This window comes from Streptomyces sp. NPDC051909 (genome assembly GCF_040681095.1).
GTDB lineage: Bacteria > Actinomycetota > Actinomycetes > Streptomycetales > Streptomycetaceae > Streptomyces.
The window spans coordinates 84,784-107,494 of record NZ_JBFAYA010000013.1 but is presented as its reverse complement, the minus strand read 5'-3'; the positions used below and the strand labels follow the sequence as shown (position 1 = coordinate 107,494).

Genomic DNA, 22,711 nt, shown 5'->3' with positions numbered 1-22,711 from the left:
GGCCCGCCCCCCTCCCCGGGAGCGAGCCGTTCCTGTACGGAGCGAGGTCGCGTACCTGTGCGGTACTTAGAACGCGGCCTCGTCCAGGTCCATCAGGCCGCGGTCCACGGCCTCGGCGAGCGCGCGCTCGGCGGAGACGCCGGGCAGGACGTTGGCGGCGAAGAACTTCGCGGCCGCGATCTTGCCCTGGTAGAACGCGACGTCCTTGCCGGAGGCGCCGGCGGCCAGCTTCTCGGCGGCCACGGCCGCGCCCTTGAGCAGCAGGTAGCCGACGACCACGTCGCCGGAGGCGAGCAGCAGGCGGGTGGTGTTGAGGCCGACCTTGTAGATGTTCTTGAGGTCCTCGCCGGTGGCGGTGAGGTCGGTCAGCATGACGCCGACGATGCCCTCCAGGTCCACGGCCGCCTTGGCGAGCGCGTCGCGGGCGCCGGCCAGCTCCTCGCCGCCGGTGCCGACCGCGAGGAACTTCTTGATCTCCTCGGCCAGCGCGTTCAGGGAGGCACCCTGGTCGCGGACGATCTTCCGGAAGAAGAAGTCCTGGCCCTGGATGGCGGTGGTGCCCTCGTAGAGGGTGTCGATCTTGGAGTCCCGGATGTACTGCTCGATCGGGTACTCCTGCAGGAAGCCGGAGCCGCCGAAGGTCTGCAGCGACTGCGCCAGCTGCTCGTAGCCCTTCTCGGAGCCGTAGCCCTTGACGATCGGGAGCAGCAGGTCGTTCAGGCCGATCAGGGCCTTCGCGTCCTCGCCGGCCGCCTCCTTGAGCTGGATCTCGTCCTGCACGGTGGCCGTGTAGAGGACGAGGGAGCGCATGCCCTCGGCGTACGCCTTCTGCGTCATCAGCGAGCGGCGCACGTCCGGGTGGTGCGTGATGGTGACCTTGGGGGCGCTCTTGTCCATGAACTGCGCCAGGTCGGTGCCCTGGACGCGCTCCTTGGCGTACTCCAGGGCGTTGAGGTAGCCCGTGGAGAGGGTGGAGATCGCCTTCGTACCGACCATCATGCGGGCGAACTCGATGATGAGGAACATCTGGCGGATGCCGTCGTGCTTGTCGCCGATCAGCCAGCCCTTGGCGGGGTGCTTGTCGCCGAAGGTCATCTCGCACGTGTTGGAGGCCTTGAGGCCCATCTTGTGCTCGACGTTGGTGGCGTAGACGCCGTTGCGGGCGCCGAGCTCGCCGGTCTCCCAGTCGAACTCGTACTTCGGGACGAGGAAGAGCGACAGGCCCTTGGTGCCGGGGCCGGCACCCTCGGGGCGGGCGAGGACGTAGTGGAGGATGTTCTCCTCCATGTCGTGCTCACCGGAGGTGATGAAGCGCTTCACGCCCTCGATGTGCCAGGAGCCGTCCTCCTGCTGGATCGCCTTGGTGCGGCCGGCGCCGACGTCCGAGCCCGCGTCGGGCTCGGTGAGCACCATGGTGGAGCCCCAGCGCTTCTCGACCGCGATCTTCGCGACCTTCTTCTGCGCCTCGTTGCCCTCGTTGTAGAGGATGCCGGCGAACGCCGGGCCGGAGGAGTACATCCAGATGGCCGGGTTCGAGCCGAGCAGCAGCTCCGCGTAGGCCCAGATCAGCGAGCGCGGGGAGACGGTGCCGCCGATCTCCTCCGGGATGCCCAGACGCCAGTACTCGGACTCCATGAAGGCGTTGTACGAGTTCTTGAAGGAGGCCGGGACCGGGGCCGTGTTGGTCTCCGGGTCGAAGACCGGCGGGTTGCGGTCGGCGTCGGCGAAGGACTCGGCCAGCTCGTTCTCGGCGAGGCGGCGGATCTCGTCGAGGATGCTCTTCGCGGTCTCGACGTCCATCTCCTCGAACGGACCGGTGCCGTACACCTTGTCGCGGCCGAGCACCTCGAAGAGGTTGAACTCGATGTCGCGGAGATTCGACTTGTAGTGCCCCATGGCGACGGCTCCGTAAAGGCTCGGGGAGGGAAGGACCTCGTGCACGCACTGCTACTACTCATGAGTAGCTCACGCTCTTCTCCATGATGCTACCCACCAGTAATAAGGGCAACCCCTTTCCGGACATCTGTGACGCGGGCCGCACCCCGCCCCGCGGGCTCGATACCCTCTGACCATGTACGGCTACGAGCAGAACCCGGGTGCCCAGCAGCAGTACGCGCCGCCTCCGCAGGGGCAGTACGCCCAGCCCGGCATGCAGCAGGGGATGCAGCCCGGCATGCAGGGTGGTTACGCCCAGCAGCCCCCGCTCTACCCGGAGCCGTCGCCGCCGTCGCTCGCGGACGCGGTGCGCGCCTTCACGACCGGGCAACTGGCGGCCGAGGACTTCCAGCAGATCTTCGCGACCTCCAAGGTCTACTGCCCGCGCGGCGACAACCCCGGCTTCCTGGCGCTGCACAACACCCAGCAGCCGGTGATCCCGATGTTCACCACGCTGAAGGAGCTGCGGCGCTACGCGGGCAAGGAGTCGAAGTACTTCGTGATCACCGGCGCCGAGGTGATCGACCTGCTGCCGACCGGCTACGGCTTCGTCCTCGACATGGAGGGCGACCACCGGATGGTCTTCGACGCCAAGGCCGTGGAGCAGATGGTCGACTACGCGATGCGCCGGATGTATGGCTGAAGCCATGGCTGCGCAGACGGCTGACCGACGCTGGACGTGCGAGCGGCGCCCGGGAGGAATTCCTCCCGGGCGTTTCGCGTTCCGGGTGGCAGGAAGTTCAGCATTCAACTAAAGTGGGCGTACAACGTACCCACGAAGGTGCGTGCCCAAGGAGGTCCCGCCATGCCCGCCGTGACTGTCGAGAACCCGCTCACCCTGCCCCGCGTCAGCGCCGCCGCCGACGCCGTCGCCCGCCCGGTGCTCGCCGTGACCACGGCCCCGCAGGGCTTCGAGGGCGAGGGCTTCCCCGTGCGCCGCGCCTTCGCCGGCATCAACTACCAGTACCTCGACCCGTTCATCATGATGGACCAGATGGGCGAGGTGGAGTACGCGCCCGGCGAGCCCAAGGGCACGCCCTGGCACCCGCACCGCGGCTTCGAGACCGTCACCTACATCATCGACGGGATCTTCGACCACAAGGACTCGCAGGGCGGTGGCGGCACCATCACCAACGGCGACACCCAGTGGATGACCGCCGGCTCGGGCCTGCTGCACATCGAGGCCCCGCCGGAGCACCTCGTGGTCAGCGGCGGCCTCTTCCACGGCCTCCAGCTGTGGGTGAACCTGCCGGCGAGCGACAAGATGATGACCCCCCGCTACCAGGACATCCGCGGCGGCCAGGTCCAGCTGCTCACCTCTCCCGACGGCGGCGCGCTGCTCCGCGTCATCGCCGGCGAGCTCGACGGGCACCAGGGCCCGGGCATCACCCACACCCCGATCTCGATGATCCACGCCACCCTCCGCCCCGGCGCCGAGATCAACCTGCCGTGGCGCGAGGACTTCAACGGCCTCGCGTACGTCCTCGCCGGCCGCGGCACCGTCGGCGCCGAGCGGCGCCCGGTCCACATGGGCCAGACCGCCGTCTTCGGCAAGGGGGGCGCCCTGACCGTGCGCGCCGACGAGAAGCAGGACGGGAACACCCCGGACCTGGAGGTCGTGCTCCTCGGCGGGCAGCCGATCCGCGAGCCGATGGCGCACTACGGCCCGTTCGTCATGAACACCCAGGCCGAACTCCGCCAGGCCTTCGAGGACTTCCAGGCGGGCCGGCTCGGCACGATCCCGGCGGTGCACGGGATGGGCGAGTAAGGGCCTTCACGGAGGCAGCGGTACGGGGACGAGGGCGCCGCCCCCGTCCCCGTACCGTCTCCGCTCCCTGACACGGCGTCACTCGTACGGCCCGGCAGCGCGCGACGACACGCCGACGCACGTGCTCTGGTGGGTCCATGCCCGCCGAAGCCCGCCCGCTGCTGCCCGAAGGCGCCCGCCGCACCGGCGCCTGGTGCGCCGTCGCGCTGCTCGTGGCCGGAGTCGCGGCCGTCTTCGTCTGGCTGTGCGTGGTCTTCAAGACGGCCGTGACCCCCGCGCTGCTCGCCCTGCTCGGCACCGCGCTCCTCGGCCCGCTCCACCGGCGGCTGCTGCGCATGAAGGTGCGGAAGTCGCCGGCCGCCGGGCTGACCGTGCTCGCCGTGCTCGCGGTGGTCGGCGGCGCCACGTACGTCGTCGTCGCCGCCCTCGTCGACACCGGCGCCCAGATCGTCGACTCGCTGCGGCAGGCCGCCCAGGACATCGCGAAGCACTTCGGCGCGGCCGGCACCTCGCTCGACGACATCGCCGAGAACGCCAGGCAGCTCCTCGCGAAGTTCGGCGGGACGGCCGCCTCGGGGGTGATCTCCGGGCTCAGCGTGGTCGGCGAGATGCTCGCCACCGCCGCCCTCGCCCTCGTCCTCATCTTCTTCTTCCTGCGCGACTCCGACCGGGCGGTGGACGTGCTCCGGTCGGTCGCCCCCCGCTCCACCGGCGACCTCGTGGAGGCGATGGGGCGGCGCGCCTTCGAGGCCGTCGAGGGCTTCATGCGCGGGACGACCTTCGTGGCGCTCGTCGACGCGATCCTGATCGGGATCGGCCTGATCGTGCTGCGGGTGCCGGGCGCGGTCGGGCTCGCCGCGCTCGTCTTCATCACCGCCTACATCCCCTACCTCGGCGCCTTCCTCTCCGGTGCCATCGCCGTCCTCGTCGCGCTCGCCGACCGGGGCTTCGTCATCGCGCTGTGGGTGCTCGGCGTCGTCCTCGCCGTCCAGATGATCGAGGGCTATCTGCTCCAGCCCCTGGTCCAGTCCCGCACCGTGCAGATGCACCCGGCGGTCGTCATGCTGGCGATCACCGCCGGGGCCTCCGTCGCCGGCATCCTCGGCATGCTCCTCGCCGTACCCCTGACCGCCGCCTTCTTCGGCATCGTCGGGGAGCTGCGCAGCCGGTACGGGGCGCCGGCGGGCCCGTCCTAGGCGGCCGCGGACCCAGGCGGCCGCCGGTCTAGGTGGCCGCGGCCGGGGTGCTCCCGGGCTCGAAGGCCTTCAGCATCTCCTCCAGGGCCGCCTGGTCCGGGCCGACGAACGGGTCGGCGTCCGGGGCCATCATGATCGTGTCGATCATCTGCGAGGTCATCCGGACGGCCGGCGGCAGATGCGTGCACAGCACGATCTCCGGGTTCATCGACCGCAGCGGCTGGAGCGTCGCCCGGTACTTCGCCGGGTCGACGACGTGCACCCAGGGGCTGTCCAGCGTCGCCCACATCAGCTGTGCGCCCCGCAGCTCCTCCGGCTTGAGGTCGTTGGCGTGGCCGCTCTCGGCCAGTTCGGCGGTCGGCATGGGGCCGCCGAAGCAGTCGGAGCTGAAGCAGATGCGGGTGCGGTCGTCGTAGAAGCCGACCGTCGCCGGACTGTCGAACAGCGGCGGACGGAAGGCGCGCAGCATCCGGTCGCCGACGTCCAGGGACTGCCCCGGGTTGAGGAAGTACACCCGGTCCATCGGCAGCGGCCGCTCGGTGGTCATGATCCCGGCGCCGAGGAACGTCGTCACCACCCGGGCCTCGGGGGCCGCCACCAGCAGGTCGAAGATCCCGCCGGTGTGGTCGCGGTCGGGGTGGGTGAGCCAGATCCAGCGGACGTCGGCCGGGTCGATCACCTCGCGGAGCGCGGCCACGAAGTCCCGGTCCGAGACCGACAGACCCGTGTCGACGACGACCGGCTCACGGGCCGTGAGCACGTACGCGTTGACGGGGATGTGCCCGATCCCCGGGATCTCCAGGCTGTCCGCGATGACGGTGGTGTCGCTGCCGACCTTGTGTGTGTCCATGACGGTGCTCCGTGGGGGTCCCCCCGGCGGCCGTACGACACCAGTCTCCGCCGCCCGGCAGGTACGCGCCCGTCAGCCGGGGGTTCCGGTCACGCGGGTCGCGCGGGTCACGCGGGTCACGAAGGTCACGAAGGTCACGCGGGTCACGTGCAGCAGCCGTCCCCCGACGCCGGCTCGTCCAGCTCGAACCAGATCGCCTTGCCCTCGCCGCGCGGGTCCACGCCCCACGCCTGGGCAAGGATCTCCATGAGGATCAGACCGCGTCCGCTGGAGGCCATCTCGCCCGGGTGGCGCTTGTGCGGCAGCTCGTCACTGGCGTCGGCGACCTCGACGCGCAGCCGGCGGGCCTTCTCGCGGCAGGCCACCTCGGCGACCAGCAGCGCGTCGCCGTCGGTGTGCACGAGGACGTTGGTGAGCATCTCGGAGACCATCAGGACGGCCGAGTCGACCTGGTCCTCGTCGTTCCAGTCGTGCAGCAGCTGCCGCATCTGCTCGCGGGCGGCGGCGACGCGTTCCGGCTCGGCCTGGGCGACGGTCATCATCGTGCGGCGCGGGGCCTCCCGCAGCGCCGCGGCGCCCCGGCCGCCGGCCTGGCGGGAGAGGAGCAGCACGGCGATGTCGTCCTCGCGGCGGTCGGCGAGCGGGCCGGTGGTGTGGTGCGAGCCGGGCCCGTGGACGGCCTCGACGAGCCGGTCGGCGAGGGCTTCCAGGTCCTCGCCGCCGTCGGCCTCCAGGAGCCGGCGGATGCGGTCCCAGCCGGTGTCGAGGTCGTGGCCGCCGGTCTCCAGGAGCCCGTCGGTGCAGATCATCAGGGTCTCGCCGGGCTCCAGCGTGAGCCGGGTGGTGGGGTAGTCGGAGTCCGGGTCGATGCCGAGCGGCAGACCGCCGGCGGTGGGGCGCAGAAGAACCGTTCCGTCGGTCATCCGCACCGCCGGGTCGGGGTGCCCGGCCCGCGCGATGTCGACCGTGCCCGTCTCCAGGTCCACCTCCAGGTAGAGGCAGGTCGCGAAGCGGGCCCCGCCGCTCGGCCGGGTCGCGAAGCGGGCCCCGCCGCTCGGCCGCTCGTCCTCCGCGGCTCCGTCGGCCCCGTCGGTGCCGTCGTTGATCCCGGAGAGGAAGCGCGAGGCGCGCGAGAGCACGGCGTCGGGGCGGTGCCCCTCGGAGGCGTAGGCGCGCAGGGCGATCCGCAGCTGGCCCATGAGGCCCGCGGCCCGCACGTCGTGGCCCTGCACATCGCCGATGACCAGCGCGATCCGCCCGGCGCCGGAGCCGCCGGGCAGCCGGATCACGTCGTACCAGTCGCCGCCGACCTGGAGCCCGCCTCCGGTGGGCACGTACCGCGCGGCCACCTGGACGCCGGGAATGCCGGGTCCGAGGACCGGCATCATCGCCCGCTGGAGGCCGAGGGACAGCTCGCGCTCGGACTCGGCGACCCCGGCCCTGGCCAGCGCCTGCGCGAGCATCCGGGCGACGGTGGTGAGGACGGAGCGCTCGTCGGGGGTGAAGGCCACCGGGTGCTTGAACGCCGCCATCCACGCGCCCATGGTGCGCCCGGCGACGATCAGCGGCACGAAGGCCCAGGAGCGCCGCCCGAAGCGCTGGGCGAGCGGCCAGGTCATGGGGTAGCGGCGGGCGTACTCCGCCGGGGTCGGCAGATAGATCGCCCGCCCCGTCCGTACCACCTCGGCCGCCGGGTAGTCGGTGTCGAGGGTCATCGAGGTGAAGGGGCCCTCGTCGCCGTCGCCGTGCCCGTGGTGGCCGATGACCGTGAGCCACTCGCCCGCCATCCCGAAGACGGCGAGCCCGTCCGGCGAGAAGCCGGGCATGGAGAGCGAGGCCGCCACCCGCAGCACCTCGGCCGTGGACCGGGCCTCCGCGAGCGCCCGGCCCGCGTCGAGCAGGAAGGCCTCGCGGGAGCGGCGCCAGTCGCCGGTGATGGGGGTATGCGGGCCGGAGGCGCCCGGCTGCGGGTCGGCGACCTCCTGGAGCGTGCCGACCAGCCGGTAGTCGTTGCCCTCGACCAGCGGCTTCGACCTGCTCCGTACCGTACGGATCACCCGGCCGTGCTCGTCCATGATCCGCAGCCGGGACTCGGCGAGGGTGCCCTCGGCGACGGCGAGGTTCACCACCCCGTCGATCTCGTTCCAGTCGACCGGGTGGAAGCGGGCGCGCACCTGGGCCTCGGTGAGCCGGGCGGGTGCGGAGGGCAGCCCGAGCAGCCGGGCCGCCTCGGCGTCGAGTGTGACGAACCCGGAGGCGTTGTCCCAGCTCCACAGGCCGGTCGCGATGGCGGCCAGCACGTCCTCGGTGCGCATTGACCCACTTTATGAATATCGGACAGCAGGTCGCCACAGGTCGCCACAGGCCACCACCGACCGTATTCGAATCGCGATCTCGGGTGTCCCGGTACCCTGGGTGGGCTTGACATATCAAGCGGACCCACGGATCCCGAAGAACTGGATGAACGACGATGCATCGGTACAGGTCCCACACCTGCGGCGAGCTCCGCGCCTCTGACGTCGGCACCGACGTCCGGCTGAGCGGCTGGCTGCACAATCGGCGCGACCTGGGCGGCATCCTCTTCATCGATCTGCGCGACCACTACGGCATCACGCAGCTGGTCGCCCGTCCCGGCACCGCCGCGGCCGAGGCCCTCGACAAGCTGACCAAGGAGACCGTCGTCCGCGTCGACGGCAAGGTCGTCTCCCGTGGCGCCGAGAACGTCAACCCGGAGCTCGCGACCGGTGAGATCGAGATCGAGGCCGCCGAGGTCGAGGTGCTCGGCGCCGCCCAGCAGGTCCCCTTCACCATCAACACCGACGACGGTGTGAACGAGGAGCGGCGCCTGGAGTACCGCTTCCTCGACCTGCGCCGCGAGCGCATGCACAAGAACATCATGCTGCGCTCGGCCGTCATCGCCGCGATCCGCTCCAAGATGGTGGCGCTCGGCTTCAACGAGATGGCGACCCCGATCCTCACCGCGACCTCCCCCGAGGGCGCCCGTGACTTCGTCGTCCCGTCCCGCCTGAACCCCGGCAAGTTCTACGCGCTGCCGCAGGCGCCGCAGCAGTTCAAGCAGCTGCTGATGATCTCCGGCTTCGACCGCTACTTCCAGATCGCGCCCTGCTTCCGCGACGAGGACGCCCGCGCCGACCGTTCGCCGGGCGAGTTCTACCAGCTCGACGTCGAGATGAGCTTCGTCGAGCAGGAGGACGTCTTCCAGCCGATCGAGAAGCTGATGACCGAGCTCTTCGAGGAGTTCGGCAACGGCCGCCACGTCACCTCCCCGTTCCCGCGGATCCCGTTCCGCGAGTCGATGCTGAAGTACGGCAACGACAAGCCGGACCTGCGGACCTCGCTGGAGCTCGTCGACATCACCGACGTCTTCGAGAACTCGGAGTTCAAGGCCTTCGCCGGCAGGCACGTCCGCGCGCTCGCCGTCCCGGACACCGGCGACCAGCCGCGCAAGTTCTTCGACGGCCTCGGCGACTACGCCGTCTCGCTCGGCGCCAAGGGCCTGGCCTGGGTGCGCGTCGGCGAGGAGGGCGCCCTCACCGGCCCCATCGCCAAGTTCCTCACCGAGGAGAACGTCAAGGTCCTCACCGAGCGCCTGGGCCTGGCCGCCGGCCACGCCGTGTTCTTCGGCGCGGGCGAGTTCGACGAGGTCTCCAAGATCATGGGCCCGGTCCGGGTCGAGGCCGCGAAGCGCGCCGGCCAGTTCGAGGAGGACGTCTTCCGCTTCGCCTGGATCGTCGACTTCCCGATGTACGAGAAGGACGAGGAGACCGGCAAGATCGACTTCTCGCACAACCCCTTCTCGATGCCGCAGGGCGGCCTGGAGGCCCTGGAGACCCAGGACCCGCTGGACGTCCTCGGCTGGCAGTACGACATCGTCTGCAACGGCATCGAGCTGTCCTCCGGCGCGATCCGGAACCACGAGCCCGCCATCATGTTCAAGGCCTTCGAGATCGCCGGCTACCCGCGCGAGGTCGTCGAGACGGAGTTCGCGGGCATGCTCCGCGCCTTCCAGTTCGGCGCCCCGCCGCACGGCGGCATCGCCCCGGGCGTCGACCGCATCGTGATGCTCCTCGCGGACGAGCCGAACATCCGCGAGACCATCGCCTTCCCGCTCAACGGCAACGCCCAGGACCTGATGATGGGCGCCCCGACGGAGCTCGACGAGTCCCGCCTGCGCGAACTGAACATCCAGCTCCGCAAGCCGGCCGAGCCGAAGGTCGTCGACGGCGGCCGCCCGATCACGGAGTCGGTCCACCCGGACGCGGCGCGCGGCTGACGCGCTTGAGCCTTCGGCTGTGAAGGGAGCCCGCACCGTCGTGGACGGTGCGGGCCCTTTTCGTACGCGCTGGTACTACGCGTCCTCGTCGCCGTCCGCGAAGATCTCCTCGGCGGAGGGGGCGGTGACGGCGCGCCGGAGCCAGCGGCTCAGGGTCTCGGGGTCGCCGCAGCCGGTGATCCGCGCACGGGCCTCCTCGGGGACGTCGATGCCCCGTTCCGAGAGGACGGTGAGGATGTCCTGGGCGCGGCTTTCGGCGCGGCCCTCTGCCCGGACTTCGGCGCCGACTTCGTCTCGGATCTCTTCGGCGAGGTACGACTTGTAGAAAGACAGGTCCACGGCCACCAGTTTCCTCCAGAGTGCTGCGACCGGGTGCTTGCCCAGGCCCTGCGAGATGAGTTCGATGATCGGGTTGGCGACTTCTGCCGGCGTGTCCGGCAGCACATGTGTCATTGCTTTGAGTATGGCCCCGATGTCCGGACTCGTGGCGTGGGTGATCGCGGACAGGGCGGCGAGCGCGAGGTCCTTCCGGACTTCGGCGGGATCGGTGACCACCGGCATGTTGTGCGGCCCCGCGACCAGCGGGCACAGGGTGAGCAGCGGCCACTGGGGCGGGCCGAAGCGGACCGGGCGGGCAGCCCATTGGGCGGTCGCGCGGTCCTGGCAGACGACCAGCAGCATCGGCTGTAACCGGTACTTCGTGAGCAGGTACGAGGCGTAGTACGCCCAACTGGCGGGCTTGTCCGGGTCCTTCTTGCCCTGGGCCTCGACAGCGAGGAGGAAGCACCCGCCGTCCTCCGTCTCAAGTCGCAGCAGAGTGTCGACGCGGCGTTCGAGGGGTCGGGTCTCGGTGAGGTCGTTGGGCAGGACGGTGACCGAGACAGGCGGGGCGAAGTCGACGCCGAGCACCTCCGAGACCCGGGAGAAGAGCCCCGGGTGTTCCTGGAAGATGCGGTGCATCGCCTCATGGGGCGAACTGACCATGGGGTTCCTTGTGGTGCGGGTCGTGACGGGACGGTGGCCGGGGCCGGGTGCTCAGAGCGGCAGGACGCCACGCGCCTTCAGCTCGTCCAGGGCGGCGGCGATCGTGGCGACGCCACCGTCCTCGGGGAATCGCTCGGCAAGACTCTCGGCGTCACAAGGCGTGCCGGCGGGCAGCGACAGGATGTGCGCCGCAAGGCCGAGAGCGAGCGAGGACAGCGTCCGGTCGTGGATGAGCTCGTTGTCGAGCAGGATGAAGCCGCCGGTCAGGTCGTCGTTCTGGTGGGTGAGGACGGAGTCGACGTCGAGGTCGTCGTCGTGCACGGGAAGGTCCTTCTTCCGGCTTCCGATGGTCTTCGGTCGCGACGAGCGTAGGGAGGACAACCCACCGCGTGGCCCATGCGTTTGGCATATTCACTCGGGTGGGTGATCGGTACCCGGCCCGGTGCGGCGGCAGGCTCCGCAGCGGCCCGGCGCGGGGCCCCGGAAGGCGTGGTCGCAGGCGTCGCAGTTCTGGAGCGGGTGCTGTCGGGGCGCCCGGAACGGGGGCGGGGCCGGGAGCCGGTCGGCGAGGCGGTGGGCCAGGAGGGCGGCGGGGCGGTACAGCGGCTCGCGGGGGAGATCGGAGGTCAGGGCGTGGTGGACGGCCTCGGAGGACACGTCCCGTTCCAGCCAGGCCACGACGCCCGGCACGAGGTGTTCGGTCTCGGCGGCGGAGAGCAGGAGTCGGCGGTCTTCGAGGCGGAGGCAGGCGAGTACGGCGTGCGCGGTCTCCACCAGGTCGGGCGCGGGCCACGCCGGCTGCGGCACGGCGGGCAGGGCGCGTCGACGCGGCTCGGGCCGGGCGGGCTTCGGCTTCGGCTGCGCGGTAGGGGGTTCGGCCCCACTGCGGCCCGGCTGGTTGCAGAACACCGTCCGCGTCACGATCCGCCCGTTCGGCAGGCGTTCGCGCGTCCGCCGCAGATAGCCGTGCTTCTCCAACTCGCGCATGGCGGCGGCGGTCCGAGTGGTGCCCTCGCGCATCTTCGCGGCGATGGTCTTGATATCGACGGGCGAACCGGTGGGCAGCGACTGGATGTGCGCGCCGATTCCGATGGCCAGCCCCGACAACTCGGGGTGCTGGACAAGGTGGTTGCCGATGACGGTGAAGCGCTCGGTGTGGCGCGTGTGCTCGTGAATGACCCCGCCACGCGTACGCCGGTGAGGGTGGTTCTTCCCGCCGTTACGGGACGGGGCGTACGGGCGCACGCTAGTGTTCTGGGTACCCATCGGGAAGCTCCTACTTCCTGGATGGTCAGGCCCTCGCACTGGGATTGCAGTCCCGGCGGGGGCCGACGCATGTCTGCGGTTGTTGTCGGTCGCGCTGAGCGTAGATCAAGCAACCAGTCCCGGCGCCAGCCCGGTTGGCATATTTCACCTGCAAGGGTGACGGAACCGCTCCGGGAGGGAAAGGGTGGGCTTGGTGGGGTCATTTCCTCTCTCGTACTTGGCACTTGGGGCCACCCGAGCCACCGGAGATCGGTTCCCCGGACTCCGGTGAACCGACGAGATCCAGCTCCGCCCACACCGTCTTCCGGGGCACGGGCCCGAGCTCGACGCCCCACCGGTCGGCCAGCGCCTCGACGAGCAGCAGCCCGAGCCCCGGTCCCCGCCCCCGGCCCGCGTCGGGGAGGCGGTCGCCCCGGGTGTCCGTGACCTCGATACGGAGCGTGCCCCCGTCCACCGCCAGCGCGGCCAGGAAGTCCCGGCCGGTCACCCGCCCGTGGGTGACGGCGTTGGTGGCGAGCTCGGCGACGATCTGCGTGGCCGCCTCGCCGATGCCGTACGGCACCTCACGGGTCCGCAGCCACTCGACGGCGAGCAGCCGGGCGAGCCGGGCTCCGCGCGGAGTTGGCGACAACTGGACACGGAAGTCGATGGAGTTCTTCTGATTCACGTCACCGAGCGTCGCCGCCCCCGGCTAGCGTGAACAGTGACTCCACCACTACGTAGGGTCACTGTCCGGGGCTTGTCCACTGCTGTCCGGGCTGTCGGAAGCCCTGCGGCGGGTAGTGCCGTTTGCGGCACGCAGGACCGAGGGGAAGGGCGCGGCATGTCGGTGGACGAGAGCGCGGGGCGGCTCAAGAGTGAGGCGGACGAGCCGGGTTGGGAGGTGGACCCGGACGACGACTGGGGAGTGGCCGTCGTCGCCACCGTGGGACGGCAGTTGAGGCTGCGGCGGGAGGCGGTGGGGATGCGGGCCGCCGACTTCGGGGTGGCGGTCGGCTACGGCGAGGACATGGTCTACAAGATCGAGGGCGGGAAACGGATCCCGAGGCCCGAGTACCTGGACAAGGCGGACATGGTGCTGGGGGCGGGCGGTCAGGTCTCGGCCATGAAGGAGGACGTGGCGAAGGTCCGGTACCCGAAGAAGGTCCGGGAGCTGGGGAAGCTGGAGGCCAGGGCGGTCGAGATCGGGGTGTACGAGTGCAACAGCGTCAATGGGCTGTTGCAGACGCCGGAACATGCCCGCGCCTTGATCGGGGCCGCGCAGCCTCCGTACGCGCCGGACGATGTGGAGCGTATGGTTGCCGCTCGCCTCGCCCGCCAGTCGGTCTTCGAACGGGATCCGGCCCCGTCGATCCACTTCGTGCTGGAAGAGGCATCGCTGCGCCGACAGGTTGGGGGCACAATGGTGTGGCGACGGCAGCTCGAACATCTGCTGGAGGTGGGGCAATTGCGCAACGTCACACTCCAGGTCATGCCGACGAACACCGATGCCCACCCGGGGCTGGACGGCAGGATCGAGTTGCTGAAGTTCCCGGACGGCACGGCGGTGGGGCGCTCCGACGGCGCGTTCAGCGGCCGCCCAGTCTCCGATCTGAGGCAGCTCCGCATCCTTGAGCTGCGGTATGGCACCATCCGGGCGCAGGCTCTCCCTCCACGGGAGTCGTTGGCCCTTATCGAGCAACTGCTGGGAGAAACATGATCCGCAAGGCCTCCGCCGGGGACGCCTCCGAACTGGCGTGGTTCAAGAGCAGCTACAGCAGTGGCACCGACGGTGAGTCCTGCGTCGAGGTCGCCACCACCCCCGGCACGGTCCACGTCCGCGACTCCAAGTGCTTCGACGGCCCCCAACTCGCCCTCGCCCCGTTCGCCTGGACGAACTTCGTCTCGTACGCCTCGGGCTCGGGCCGCTGAATCACGACGCAGCCCGGCATTCGTACGATCGTGCGCATGGACGCTTCAGTGAGCTACGGCTGGCAGGCGCCCAGCGCTGTCGAGCGCGGGCTGTACGAGGCGCGGCAGCGTGGTGACTGGCCCGCGTACTACGACCTGGTCGCGCAGGCGGACCTCTTCATGGCTCAGTCGCGTGTCCAGGCCGACACGCAACCAGACAAGATCCGCTTCCACCCCTACTGGAATCCGCAGACCCGCTCCATGTGCGTGGCCGCCTACACCGCCGGCATGCTGTCCGCGCCCGTCCCCGACCCGGTCTTCTTCGGCTGCAGCCTCGGCTGGTTCGCCGACGTGTGGGAGCCGCATGACACCACTTTGCCGTTGGGACGGTGGCCGAGGGTTGAACCTCTCAATGAGCAACACTCCGCAGCGCCTCGGGGACTGAAGGTGCGTTCTTGGGTGCGGAGTCGTGTGAGACCGCCAGACTGGTGGTGGCGATGTGCCAGCTTCTTCCCGCGCTCTTTGCCAACCCATGTCAATCCCCCTTCATGATCTCACGTACCACTGCTTGGAGTTCCGCATCAGAGAGGTCGCCGGGTTCCCTCAGATCGGGCTCGATCGCAAAGTCTTCCAAGCTCATGAAGACCCGGTTGAACAGATCAGCGAGTGGGCCCCGAATGCGTTCCCCGATTGCCTGGGATTCTCGACGGGCTTCCCACCATCCGCGTGCGAACTCCTGCGCGCTACAAGCGCCGATGATGAACTCGTGCAGCAGCGTCAGCTGTCGCGCCGCCGCGCTACCAGGTTCGACGTCGGTCGGTCGGGACCATGCCCGGTGCGCGGAGGGGTAGGCGTCCGCTACCGCGGTCAGGTCGGGGTGGCGATGCGCGAGATTGTGGGCATAGCGGGCGAAGCGGGTGCGCGCTTCGTCGATGCCTTCGCCGACAGCGGCCGCCATGAAGTGGGCTGTTCCACCGACGAGTGCGTAGCCCTCCTCGGGAAGCAGGACGGCACCTTGCAGGTCGGGGGTGTAGACGAGGCCCGGTGGGCGCATCTGTCCACGGCTGGAGTCCAGGGGAAGTGCGGCAACCACGGAGTCCGCTCCGTCGGCGCCGTTCGAAAGGTCAGTCCACAGCGCATGTGGTGCCCCGACGGCACGGCAGCCGGCCACGATGCGACGAGCCAGGGCCGCGTCCAGCTGCCGCCCCACAGGGACAGGGACGATGTTCTTGCCGCGTAGCCAAACGGGGTTGAAGGCCCCATCCTCGCCAAGCATGATGGTGAAGTCTGGGGATTGCCCGTATGCCGAATGTGTCACCACAGGAATCCCTTGTCGACGATGCCCTGAAACTGCTTGTCTCCGAGTTTCCATGCTGACCAGAATGTCCCGTCAGTGTGCAGCATGACCATTTTCTGGGTCGCAGGATCGATGAATCCGACCGCTTGTCCCTGATTTCGGTAATTGTAGCGGTATATTTTCGTTCCATCTGCTGTCATGTGCTCACGCATCGCTTCTTCGAATCTCTGCAGATTGACCTTGTTGAGGTTTCCTGGCGCGTCCAGGAAGTCTCCGGCGTGGGCATGGAACTTCTTGCTCATGACCTTCTGGCTGGAGAAGTCTGCCTTGTTCTCCCAGGCCCCCTTGGCATCCGTCGGACACGGGCCGAGCCCCAGCGGGTCGCTCCACGTGTGCGGGTTGTGGACGTAGGTCGCCGGGTTCGGGGCCGGGGCGAGGCCCAGGGGGTCCGGCGTGAGGTAGCGGGCGGGTTCGGGGTCGTAGTAGCGGAAGTGGTTGTAGTGGAGGCCTGATTCCGGGTCGAAGTACTGGCCCGGGAAGCGGAGGGGGGTGTAGGCCGTCGCCGACTTCGTCCAGGAGGTGGTGCCCCAGAGGGTGGTGCGGGAGCGCCAGGCCAGGGTTCCCGACTCGTCGACGAGTTCGGTCGGGGTGCCGATCAGGTCGGTGACGATGGCGAAGAAGCGGGTCTCGTCGGTGTCCTGGCGACGTTCCGTCTGGGCGAGGGGGCGCAGGCCGGCATGGTCCCAGGTCAGGGTGACGGTTTCGGTGGACTGCTCGCACAGCGTCGTGCCGTCCCAGGTGAAGTGGACGGTCTCCGTGGGGGAGTGCTTGGCGATGCGGCGGCCCAGGGGGTCGTAGACATAGCGCCATTCCGTGCCGTCGGGGGTGATGACGGAGGTCAGGCGGTCTTCCGCGTCCCACATGTAGCGCCAGGTGTCCGGCTTCCGCGACAGGCGGGTCTTCTGGCGCAGGATCGTCCGGCCCTGCGCGTCGTGCTCGTAGCGGACGCCGCCCGCGCGGGTGATGCGGGCACCGGTGTAGGTGCGCGGGCCCGTCGCCTCCGTATCGCGGGGCCACACGGCCTCCGTCTGGTTGCCGGCCTCGTCGTACGCGTACCGCTCCGTCCACTGGTCTGCGCGTACCGCCGTCACCCGGCCCGCCGCGTCCAGGTCGAAGCGGCGCGGGCCGGCGAGGTGGTCGTCGATGCCGACCAGGTTTCCGTCCGGCCGGTAGTGGTACGCCCGGCGCTGGAGACGACGGCCCCGGCTTGTCACCTCGTGCGCGGTCAGTCGGCCCGACTCGTCGAAGGCTGAGGTCAGGGTCGCGAAGTCGCCTATTGTGCGGGTCAGTTCGCGGCCCACCGCATCGTGAGCGAAGGACATCGTGCGGCCCGACGTGGTCAGTTCCGTGCGGCGGCCCGCCGCGTCGTACGCCCACGAGCTCTCCGCCCCGCCCGGGGTGGTGCGACCTGTTCGGCGGCCGACCTCGTCGTAAGCGAACTTCAGCGTGCGACCGTTGACCGTCTCCGATATCAGGTGGCCGTACCGGTCCCGCAGCCGCGTCAGCGTCGCGTCCGGGCTCACCGCCATCGCCAGCTCGTCGAACACGTCGTACTCGTACGTCGTGACCGCGCCGCCCGCGTCCTTGCGGAGCACCTGGCCGAGAGGGTTCCGCTCGAAGCGGATCGTTTCACCGGCGCCGTTGGTCCGGGACTCCAAGCGTCCCGCCGCGTCGTACGCGTACGTCAGGGTCCGGCCGTCGAAGTCCGTCTCGGACGTCGTTCGGCCCGCCGCGTCGTAGGCGTATGACCAGGTGAGGCCCTGCGGGTTGGTGACTCCCGTCAGCTGGAGCGCCGCGTCGTGGGCGAAGGAGTAGCGCGTCCCGTCCGGGGTGGTGCGGGTCGCGAGGACGTCGAAGTCTCCGTAGGTGAAGACTGTCGTGCCGCCGATGGCGTCCGTGTGCGTCAGGCAGTTGCCCTCGCCGTCGTAGGTCCAGGACTCGACGGCACCGTCCGGGTTCACCCGGCTGCTGAGCCGGCCCTCGGGTGTCCATTCCAGCCGGGTCTCCGCGCCCAGCGGGTCGGTGACCCGGACCGTACGGCCGAAGACGTCGTAGCCGTACGAGGTCGTCGCACCGAGCGGGTCGGTGACCGCGACCGGAAGCCCCACATCGTCGGTGCGGACCCGGGCGACTGCACCGAGCGAGTCCGTGACGGTCGTGAGCCGTCCCCGGTCGTCGTACCCGAACTCCGTGCGCGCGCCGGAGGCGCCCGTGACCGACGTGCGATTGCCGCGCTCGTCGTACGTCTGCCGGACCGTCGTGCCGTCCGGGCGCCGCACCTTGACCGGCAGCCCACGGGCGTCGTACTCGGCCGTCGTCGTCCGCCCGTCCGGGCGGGTGACGGTCGTGAGCCGACCCTCCCCGTCGTAGGCGAAGAGGGTCGTGTGGCCCAGGGGGTCCGTACGGGACAGCAGACGGCCCCGAGCGTCGTACGTGGACCGGGTGACCCCACCGTCGGGCTCTGTCTGGGCGGTGATCCTGGCTTGGTCGTTCACCTCGAAGCGGGTCGTGCGGCCGAGGGCGTCCGTGTAGGTCGACTCGCCGTCGCCCCAGGTGAAGCGTCCGGCCATGACGCCGTCACGTCCGGACTGGGACACACAGCGGTCGCGGTCGTCGTAGACGTACTCGTAACGGTGGCCGTTGCTGTCGGTCCAGGACGTCATCCGGCCCCGCTCGTCGTAGCCGAAGCACAGCGGGCGGCCCGCGGAGTCGGCGACGGAGGTCAGATGACCGTCGGTGTAGCCGTAACGCCGGATCACCTGGTCGCCCAGGCGCAGGGCGGTGACCCGGGATCCGTCCGTGGTCAGCCGGAGCCGGTACCCGCCGTGGTGGGCGACTTCCGTGGGCGAGCCCTCGGCGTCGTAGCCGAAGGCGATCCAGTTGCCGTTGCGGTCGTCGATCTGGACGAGGACGGCCTCGTGCCCTTCGCCGACCGTGCCGAAGCGGCGCATGACGCCCGTCTCCGGGTCCGTCACCGTGTACGACTCGTCCGAGGCGTCCCGGTCCAGTGACCAGCGGCGGGTGCCGTGGGTCGGCAGCACCGGAACACCGGGTGCCGGATGCGGGTAGGCGAGGATGCTGCCGTCCTCGCAGAGCAGCAGCACCCCCTCCGCGTCGATCTCCAGGCGCTGGTCGATCGTGCTCGCCCACGACGGGCCGAACCAGCGGCCTGCGCGGTACGAGGACTCGTAGTGCCGGGTGAGAACCACCGGCAGGGCGCCTGCCAGGGCGAGGTCCGTCTGCGGCAGGGTGACCCGGCCCGTGGCCATGTCCACGGGGTCGCCGCACCCGCACTTCTCCTCCGGCGTCCGGCCGGCGCCGTGCGGGTCCTCTGCCTGGGCGCCACGGGCCGGGCCCTGGGCGCCACCCGGCTTCGTGGGGACGTCGTCGAGGTGCTTGAGGCGGTTGAGGGTCTTCAGCCCGCCCGCGCCCTTCGTGCCGAGCGCTTCCGGTACGAGCCGGCCGAAGAACTCATCCGGGTCGTCCTTCAACGCTTCCCAGGCGTTCTTCAGCGCCCTGTCCGGGTTGGCCGCCGTGGCTACCAGGCCGGCGAGCGTCATGTTGACGCCCTTCTGGTACTCGGCCGGGTGGGTCAGGTTGTACGGGTCGTTCGGGTTGAGCGAGCGGACGAAGTTGACCAGCCCGGCCGTGCCCTTGACGAGGCCGCCGCCGAAGTGGGCCAGCTCGAACCCCTCGCCTGCGCTGTAGTCCACCAGCTCCAGCTTGGCCTTCTCCAGGCCTGTCGGTTCCTTGGGCGCGTGCGCGAGCGCGGCTCGGACCGCTGTCTTCGTTCTCTCGCCCGCCTCGTTGCGGGCGTTCCGGGCGTTCTGCAGGATCTCCCGTGCGCGCTGCCGCTTGGTCTCGCCGGGGTCGGAGAAGTCCCCGGGGTCCGGCAGCGGGTGGTCTCCGGTGCGGGCCGCCTCGTAGGCGGCGACCTTCTCCTTGTGCGCGTCGTCCGCCGCCTTGGTGTCCTTCTCGCCCTCCTTGTAGAGCGCGATCGCCTCACGGGCCTTGCCCTGAGCGCTGACGACCGCGTGGGAGTACGCCTCCAGCGCCTTGGCCGCGTTCTCCATCGCGTCCGCCGCGTGCAGCCAGTCCGTAGGCAGGGTCTGGAACTTCTCCCGGAAGGTGTTGGCCGCCGCCCCCTTCCAATGGCTGGAGTCCAGCTTCCGCATACCGCCGCCGACCAGGTCGAACGCCTTTTGGAAGTCCCGCAGGTTCTTCACGGTGGCGGCGATCATGTCCGGCTTGCCGTGGATCAGCTCGTCCGCCTGCTCGGTCTGCCCGAGCTGCTGCTCCCCGACCTCGGCGCCAAGCGAGGAAGCGGTCTCGTCACCCCAGTCCTCGACCGCGTCCGCCCAGTCATGGGCACCCGCCTTGTCCAGGGCCTGGCCGGTCTTGTCCGTCACGTAGTCGACGGTCTCGCCGACCAGTTCCTTGCCTCTGTCGATGCGCCGGTCGACCCCGTCGACGATCCGGTCGCCCCAGTCCCGCCAGTTGACCATCAGCGGCTCTCCCCTATCGCGGCTGCTCGGCCTGGTCGATCGTCGCCTGGTCAGGGTCGTAGACGTCCTTGAACTGCTCGTCCAGAACCTTGCGGTCCTCTGGGTCGATCAATCCTGACCGCTCCATCGAGTCCATCTGCGCGTCCAGGACGTCGTAACCGGTGTTCTTCCAGGTCTGCTTGATCTCCTTGTCGGCCTCCGCGAACGACTCCTCACTCCAGTCCGCGTCGTCCCACGTCTGCTGGTCGCGAATGGTCTCCCAGCGCATCTGCTTGACCTCGTCCTCCGACAGATGCGGGTTTCCGTTCAGGGAGTTCAAGCCGATCTTGAACGTGTCCTTGACGTACTGCTCCTGCTCCGCGAACGAGCCCGCCGACAGGCCGACCCCCTGCGCGAACCCGTTCCCCCGCAGGGTCAGCGCCCGCACACCCCACTCCCACCGGTTACAGAACGTCTCGAACTCCGACGTCAGCCCACCGTGACCCAGCTCCAGCCCTGACAGCGCCAGCCCGGAGAACCCCCGGCCCACCGATGCCTGACCGATCATCCCGAGATCCTTCAGCTCGGAATGTGCCAGATCGATGCCCTTCGCGATCTCCGCCAGCGCCGCCGCCGGAGCCACCAGCTCAGGCTCGTTCCCACTCACTTCGTCCCCGTTCCCCCGAGTTCCACTGCCACTTCGTCCGGGACGACCCCCGCCACCGGCGGGAACACCACCCCGTCAGCACTGCCCGCATCCAGCGCCACACCCCCGGGACCGGGCAGCAACGGCACCATCACGTCAAGCAGCCGTGCACCCAGAACCGTCCGGTACGTCCACTCCCGCCCCGCATCCCCTCGCGCCACCGCGAACCGGGCCAGCGCCTCCTCGTCGGAGAACGCACAGATCCACCGCACCCCGCCGAAATCCGCCGTCCACGGACTCTCGAACCCGTCGAACGGCACCAGCACGGCGGTACGCCGGAATTCGCCGAGCAAACGAGCGAACTCCCGCCGTGCCGCCAGGGTTTCGTCCGCAGGGTCCGGCTTCGGAACTACCCTCGATTCCGGTTCAGATCGTGGGAGCGGACGCGGCGAAGGAGTCGAGGCGGTCGCCAACTCGACCAGTTTCGAGACCCGTTGAGGCTTTGGTATGTCGTCCCCGTTGTCACTCACTCACGCATGGTGGCATGCGAATATTTCCATGCGCAACGAACATACGGCCGACATACGGTCGATGGCGGCTGGAATGGGCCGGTCGGTTCAGTCGACCCAGGCCTTCAGCGGTTCGGTGTCCAGCTCCATGCCCACCGGCTCCGGCAGCGTCACGGTCTTGCCGAGCGTGACCGTGACGACCATGTCGTAGCGTCCCTCGCCCGGCTGGGAGTGGACGAGCACCTCGCCGGCCGCGCGGTCGATCAGGAGGTAGACCGGGATGCCGCTCTCCGCGTAGGCGCGGGGCTTCTCGACGCGGTCGCGGCGGTCGGTGTCCGAGTCGCGGGAGGTCACCTCCACCGCCATGAGGACGCCGTCGGGGGAGGCCCACTCGCCCTGGCCGGCGAAGGTGCCGCTGGGCGCGAGGCAACCGTCGGGGCGGGCGTTGCCCTTGCGGTATGTCTCGACGCGCAGCCCTTGGTCCGGGTACAGCCACCACTCGGTGTTCGTCTGGATGCACAGGCGGGTCAGCCATTCGATGATCTGCCCGTGGTCGCCGTCCGGCAAAGCCTTCTCCCCGATCTTCCCGTCGATGAATTCCAGGCGCAGGGCATCGCTCAGCCGGTCGCCCACGCGCGCGAGCTCCTCGAAGAGCTCCTGGGTCATGGCGCGGGTTCGCTGCTCGACTGCCTCCACGGCGGCCTCCTCCGGGATCGGTGGTGCCTTCCACGGTACGTGTTCGTCCGTCCGCGAGGACGGTTTCGTCGCTGTCGCCATGCCAGGACGCCGGCATATGCCGATGGTCTGGTGGGTGGATGCGGGGCCCTGTCACCCTCACGTGTGACAGGGCAGGTCCACCCCGCCCCATGGATTCGTCCGCGTTGGCCGAGAGGCGGTGTCGTGTTTCGTCGGTTCAGGGGACGGCGGGTCTCGGTGCGGATCGCGAGGGTCGTGCGGGCGGCCTTCGTGAGGTCGAGGGATTCCGGGGCGGCGGACACGGTCCCGGCCGACATCTCCGCGACGGCCGCGCTGGTGTTGTCGTCCGCCCACGCGCACACGGGGTAGGTGAACCGGCCGCCGCCGTCGGACCAGCGGGCCGAGGCCGGCGTCCTCGGCGAGCGCGTAGCGGCCGTCGAGCAGCGTCTTCGGCAGCACCAGCCGGTGCGTCGCGGCCGGATACGCCGAGTCCGAGCCCGATCCGGAGCCCGATCGCAGGCCGCCGTTGCCGATCCACGAGAGCAGCAGGATCCCGGCGATGCCCGCGGCGGTGATGCCGAGAATCATGCCGGTCCGGTTCTTCTTCGCCGGTGGGGGCGGGGGCGGCGGCCCCCAGCCGGCCGGAGGCGGAACCTGATACGGGCCCGGCTGCTGGTACGGGCCCTGCGGCGGGTGGCCGTACCCGGGGTGGGGCTGCGGCGGTGGTGTCGACATGGGGAGAGACCGCAGGGCGGCGCCGCGCGACGAAGCGCGGTTCGGCCAGTTACGGCGAAGGCCGCCGGCCCCGGAGTCCCGGGAGCGGCGGCCTTCGGCCG

General features: G+C 70.0%; 20 protein-coding genes. 7 read left to right on the top strand and 13 right to left on the bottom strand.

All coding sequences use genetic code 11. The features are described from left to right. Positions 1-66: 66 nt before the first annotated feature. Positions 67-1,896: an acyl-CoA dehydrogenase gene (locus AB0M18_RS21710; RefSeq protein ID WP_365760385.1), complete on the bottom strand. Its 1,830-nt coding sequence runs from the start codon at positions 1,894-1,896 to the stop codon at positions 67-69. 175 nt (positions 1,897-2,071) lie between these two features. Between AB0M18_RS21710 and AB0M18_RS21705 the strand changes: the two genes are divergently transcribed. From AB0M18_RS21705 to AB0M18_RS21695, 3 genes are all read left to right on the top strand, one after another. Beyond that, complete coding sequence (locus AB0M18_RS21705; protein ID WP_365760383.1) at positions 2,072-2,578, top strand: SseB family protein; 507 nt, start codon at positions 2,072-2,074, stop codon at positions 2,576-2,578. A gap of 162 nt (positions 2,579-2,740) precedes the next feature. Then, the gene (locus tag AB0M18_RS21700) at positions 2,741-3,703 is read left to right on the top strand and encodes a pirin family protein (RefSeq protein ID WP_365760381.1); all 963 of its coding nucleotides are present in this window, start codon (positions 2,741-2,743) and stop codon (positions 3,701-3,703) included. Positions 3,704-3,840: 137 nt separating this feature from the next. Next, on the top strand, positions 3,841-4,899 hold the full coding sequence (locus AB0M18_RS21695) for an AI-2E family transporter (RefSeq protein ID WP_365760379.1): 1,059 nt from the start codon (positions 3,841-3,843) through the stop codon (positions 4,897-4,899). Between the two features lie 28 nt (positions 4,900-4,927). Here AB0M18_RS21695 and AB0M18_RS21690 read toward each other — a convergent pair whose 3' ends face one another. Continuing rightward, complete coding sequence (locus tag AB0M18_RS21690) at positions 4,928-5,749, bottom strand: MBL fold metallo-hydrolase (RefSeq protein ID WP_365760377.1); 822 nt, start codon at positions 5,747-5,749, stop codon at positions 4,928-4,930. A gap of 143 nt (positions 5,750-5,892) precedes the next feature. Continuing rightward, positions 5,893-8,064 (bottom strand): SpoIIE family protein phosphatase, encoded by a 2,172-nt coding sequence (locus AB0M18_RS21685; protein ID WP_365760375.1) that lies wholly within the window; start codon positions 8,062-8,064, stop codon positions 5,893-5,895. Between the two features lie 155 nt (positions 8,065-8,219). Between AB0M18_RS21685 and aspS the strand changes: the two genes are divergently transcribed. Further along, positions 8,220-10,043: an aspartate--tRNA ligase gene (gene aspS, locus AB0M18_RS21680; RefSeq protein ID WP_365760373.1), complete on the top strand. Its 1,824-nt coding sequence runs from the start codon at positions 8,220-8,222 to the stop codon at positions 10,041-10,043. A 75-nt stretch (positions 10,044-10,118) separates the two neighbouring features. Here the strand turns inward: aspS and AB0M18_RS21675 are convergent, their stop codons facing one another. The 4 genes from AB0M18_RS21675 to AB0M18_RS21660 all read right to left on the bottom strand — a co-directional run bounded on the left by AB0M18_RS21675 (position 10,119) and on the right by AB0M18_RS21660 (position 12,960). Next, positions 10,119-11,027 carry a hypothetical protein gene (locus AB0M18_RS21675; RefSeq protein ID WP_365760372.1) on the bottom strand — a complete coding sequence of 303 codons (909 nt, stop codon included), beginning with the start codon at positions 11,025-11,027 and terminating at the stop codon, positions 10,119-10,121. A 51-nt stretch (positions 11,028-11,078) separates the two neighbouring features. After that, complete coding sequence (locus tag AB0M18_RS21670) at positions 11,079-11,348, bottom strand: hypothetical protein (RefSeq protein WP_365760370.1); 270 nt, start codon at positions 11,346-11,348, stop codon at positions 11,079-11,081. 90 nt (positions 11,349-11,438) lie between these two features. Continuing rightward, positions 11,439-12,293 carry a helix-turn-helix domain-containing protein gene (locus AB0M18_RS21665; RefSeq protein WP_365760368.1) on the bottom strand — a complete coding sequence of 285 codons (855 nt, stop codon included), beginning with the start codon at positions 12,291-12,293 and terminating at the stop codon, positions 11,439-11,441. A 199-nt stretch (positions 12,294-12,492) separates the two neighbouring features. Beyond that, a complete protein-coding gene (locus AB0M18_RS21660) occupies positions 12,493-12,960 on the bottom strand; it encodes an ATP-binding protein (RefSeq protein WP_365760366.1) in 468 nt (155 codons plus the stop codon). A gap of 156 nt (positions 12,961-13,116) precedes the next feature. Here AB0M18_RS21660 and AB0M18_RS21655 point away from each other — a divergent pair, with 156 nt between their 5' ends. From AB0M18_RS21655 to AB0M18_RS21645, 3 genes are read left to right on the top strand one after another with little or no spacing between them, the layout of a single operon-like run. Continuing rightward, positions 13,117-13,992 (top strand): helix-turn-helix transcriptional regulator, encoded by an 876-nt coding sequence (locus AB0M18_RS21655; protein ID WP_365760364.1) that lies wholly within the window; start codon positions 13,117-13,119, stop codon positions 13,990-13,992. Then, complete coding sequence (locus AB0M18_RS21650) at positions 13,989-14,204, top strand: DUF397 domain-containing protein (protein ID WP_365760362.1); 216 nt, start codon at positions 13,989-13,991, stop codon at positions 14,202-14,204. The genes AB0M18_RS21655 and AB0M18_RS21650 overlap by 4 nt, the downstream gene beginning before the upstream one ends. Positions 14,205-14,240: 36 nt before the next feature. Continuing rightward, positions 14,241-14,735 (top strand): hypothetical protein, encoded by a 495-nt coding sequence (locus AB0M18_RS21645; RefSeq protein WP_365760360.1) that lies wholly within the window; start codon positions 14,241-14,243, stop codon positions 14,733-14,735. Here AB0M18_RS21645 and AB0M18_RS21640 read toward each other — a convergent pair. The 6 genes from AB0M18_RS21640 to AB0M18_RS21615 all read right to left on the bottom strand — a co-directional run bounded on the left by AB0M18_RS21640 (position 14,719) and on the right by AB0M18_RS21615 (position 22,463). Then, entirely contained in the window at positions 14,719-15,459 is a 741-nt protein-coding gene (locus AB0M18_RS21640) for a hypothetical protein (protein ID WP_365760358.1), read from the bottom strand. The genes AB0M18_RS21645 and AB0M18_RS21640 overlap by 17 nt on opposite strands. A gap of 38 nt (positions 15,460-15,497) precedes the next feature. After that, positions 15,498-20,045, bottom strand: coding sequence for a putative T7SS-secreted protein (locus AB0M18_RS21635; RefSeq protein ID WP_365760356.1), 4,548 nt, complete (start codon positions 20,043-20,045; stop codon positions 15,498-15,500). Between the two features lie 13 nt (positions 20,046-20,058). Further along, positions 20,059-20,691 carry a hypothetical protein gene (locus AB0M18_RS21630; protein WP_365760353.1) on the bottom strand — a complete coding sequence of 211 codons (633 nt, stop codon included), beginning with the start codon at positions 20,689-20,691 and terminating at the stop codon, positions 20,059-20,061. Then, the gene (locus tag AB0M18_RS21625) at positions 20,688-21,200 is read right to left on the bottom strand and encodes an SseB family protein (protein ID WP_365760351.1); all 513 of its coding nucleotides are present in this window, start codon (positions 21,198-21,200) and stop codon (positions 20,688-20,690) included. The genes AB0M18_RS21630 and AB0M18_RS21625 overlap by 4 nt, the downstream gene beginning before the upstream one ends. Before the next feature lie 87 nt (positions 21,201-21,287). Next, entirely contained in the window at positions 21,288-21,845 is a 558-nt protein-coding gene (locus AB0M18_RS21620) for a Uma2 family endonuclease (RefSeq protein ID WP_365760602.1), read from the bottom strand. A gap of 168 nt (positions 21,846-22,013) precedes the next feature. Further along, positions 22,014-22,463 (bottom strand): hypothetical protein, encoded by a 450-nt coding sequence (locus AB0M18_RS21615; protein ID WP_365760349.1) that lies wholly within the window; start codon positions 22,461-22,463, stop codon positions 22,014-22,016. Between the last annotated feature and the right edge of the window lie 248 nt (positions 22,464-22,711).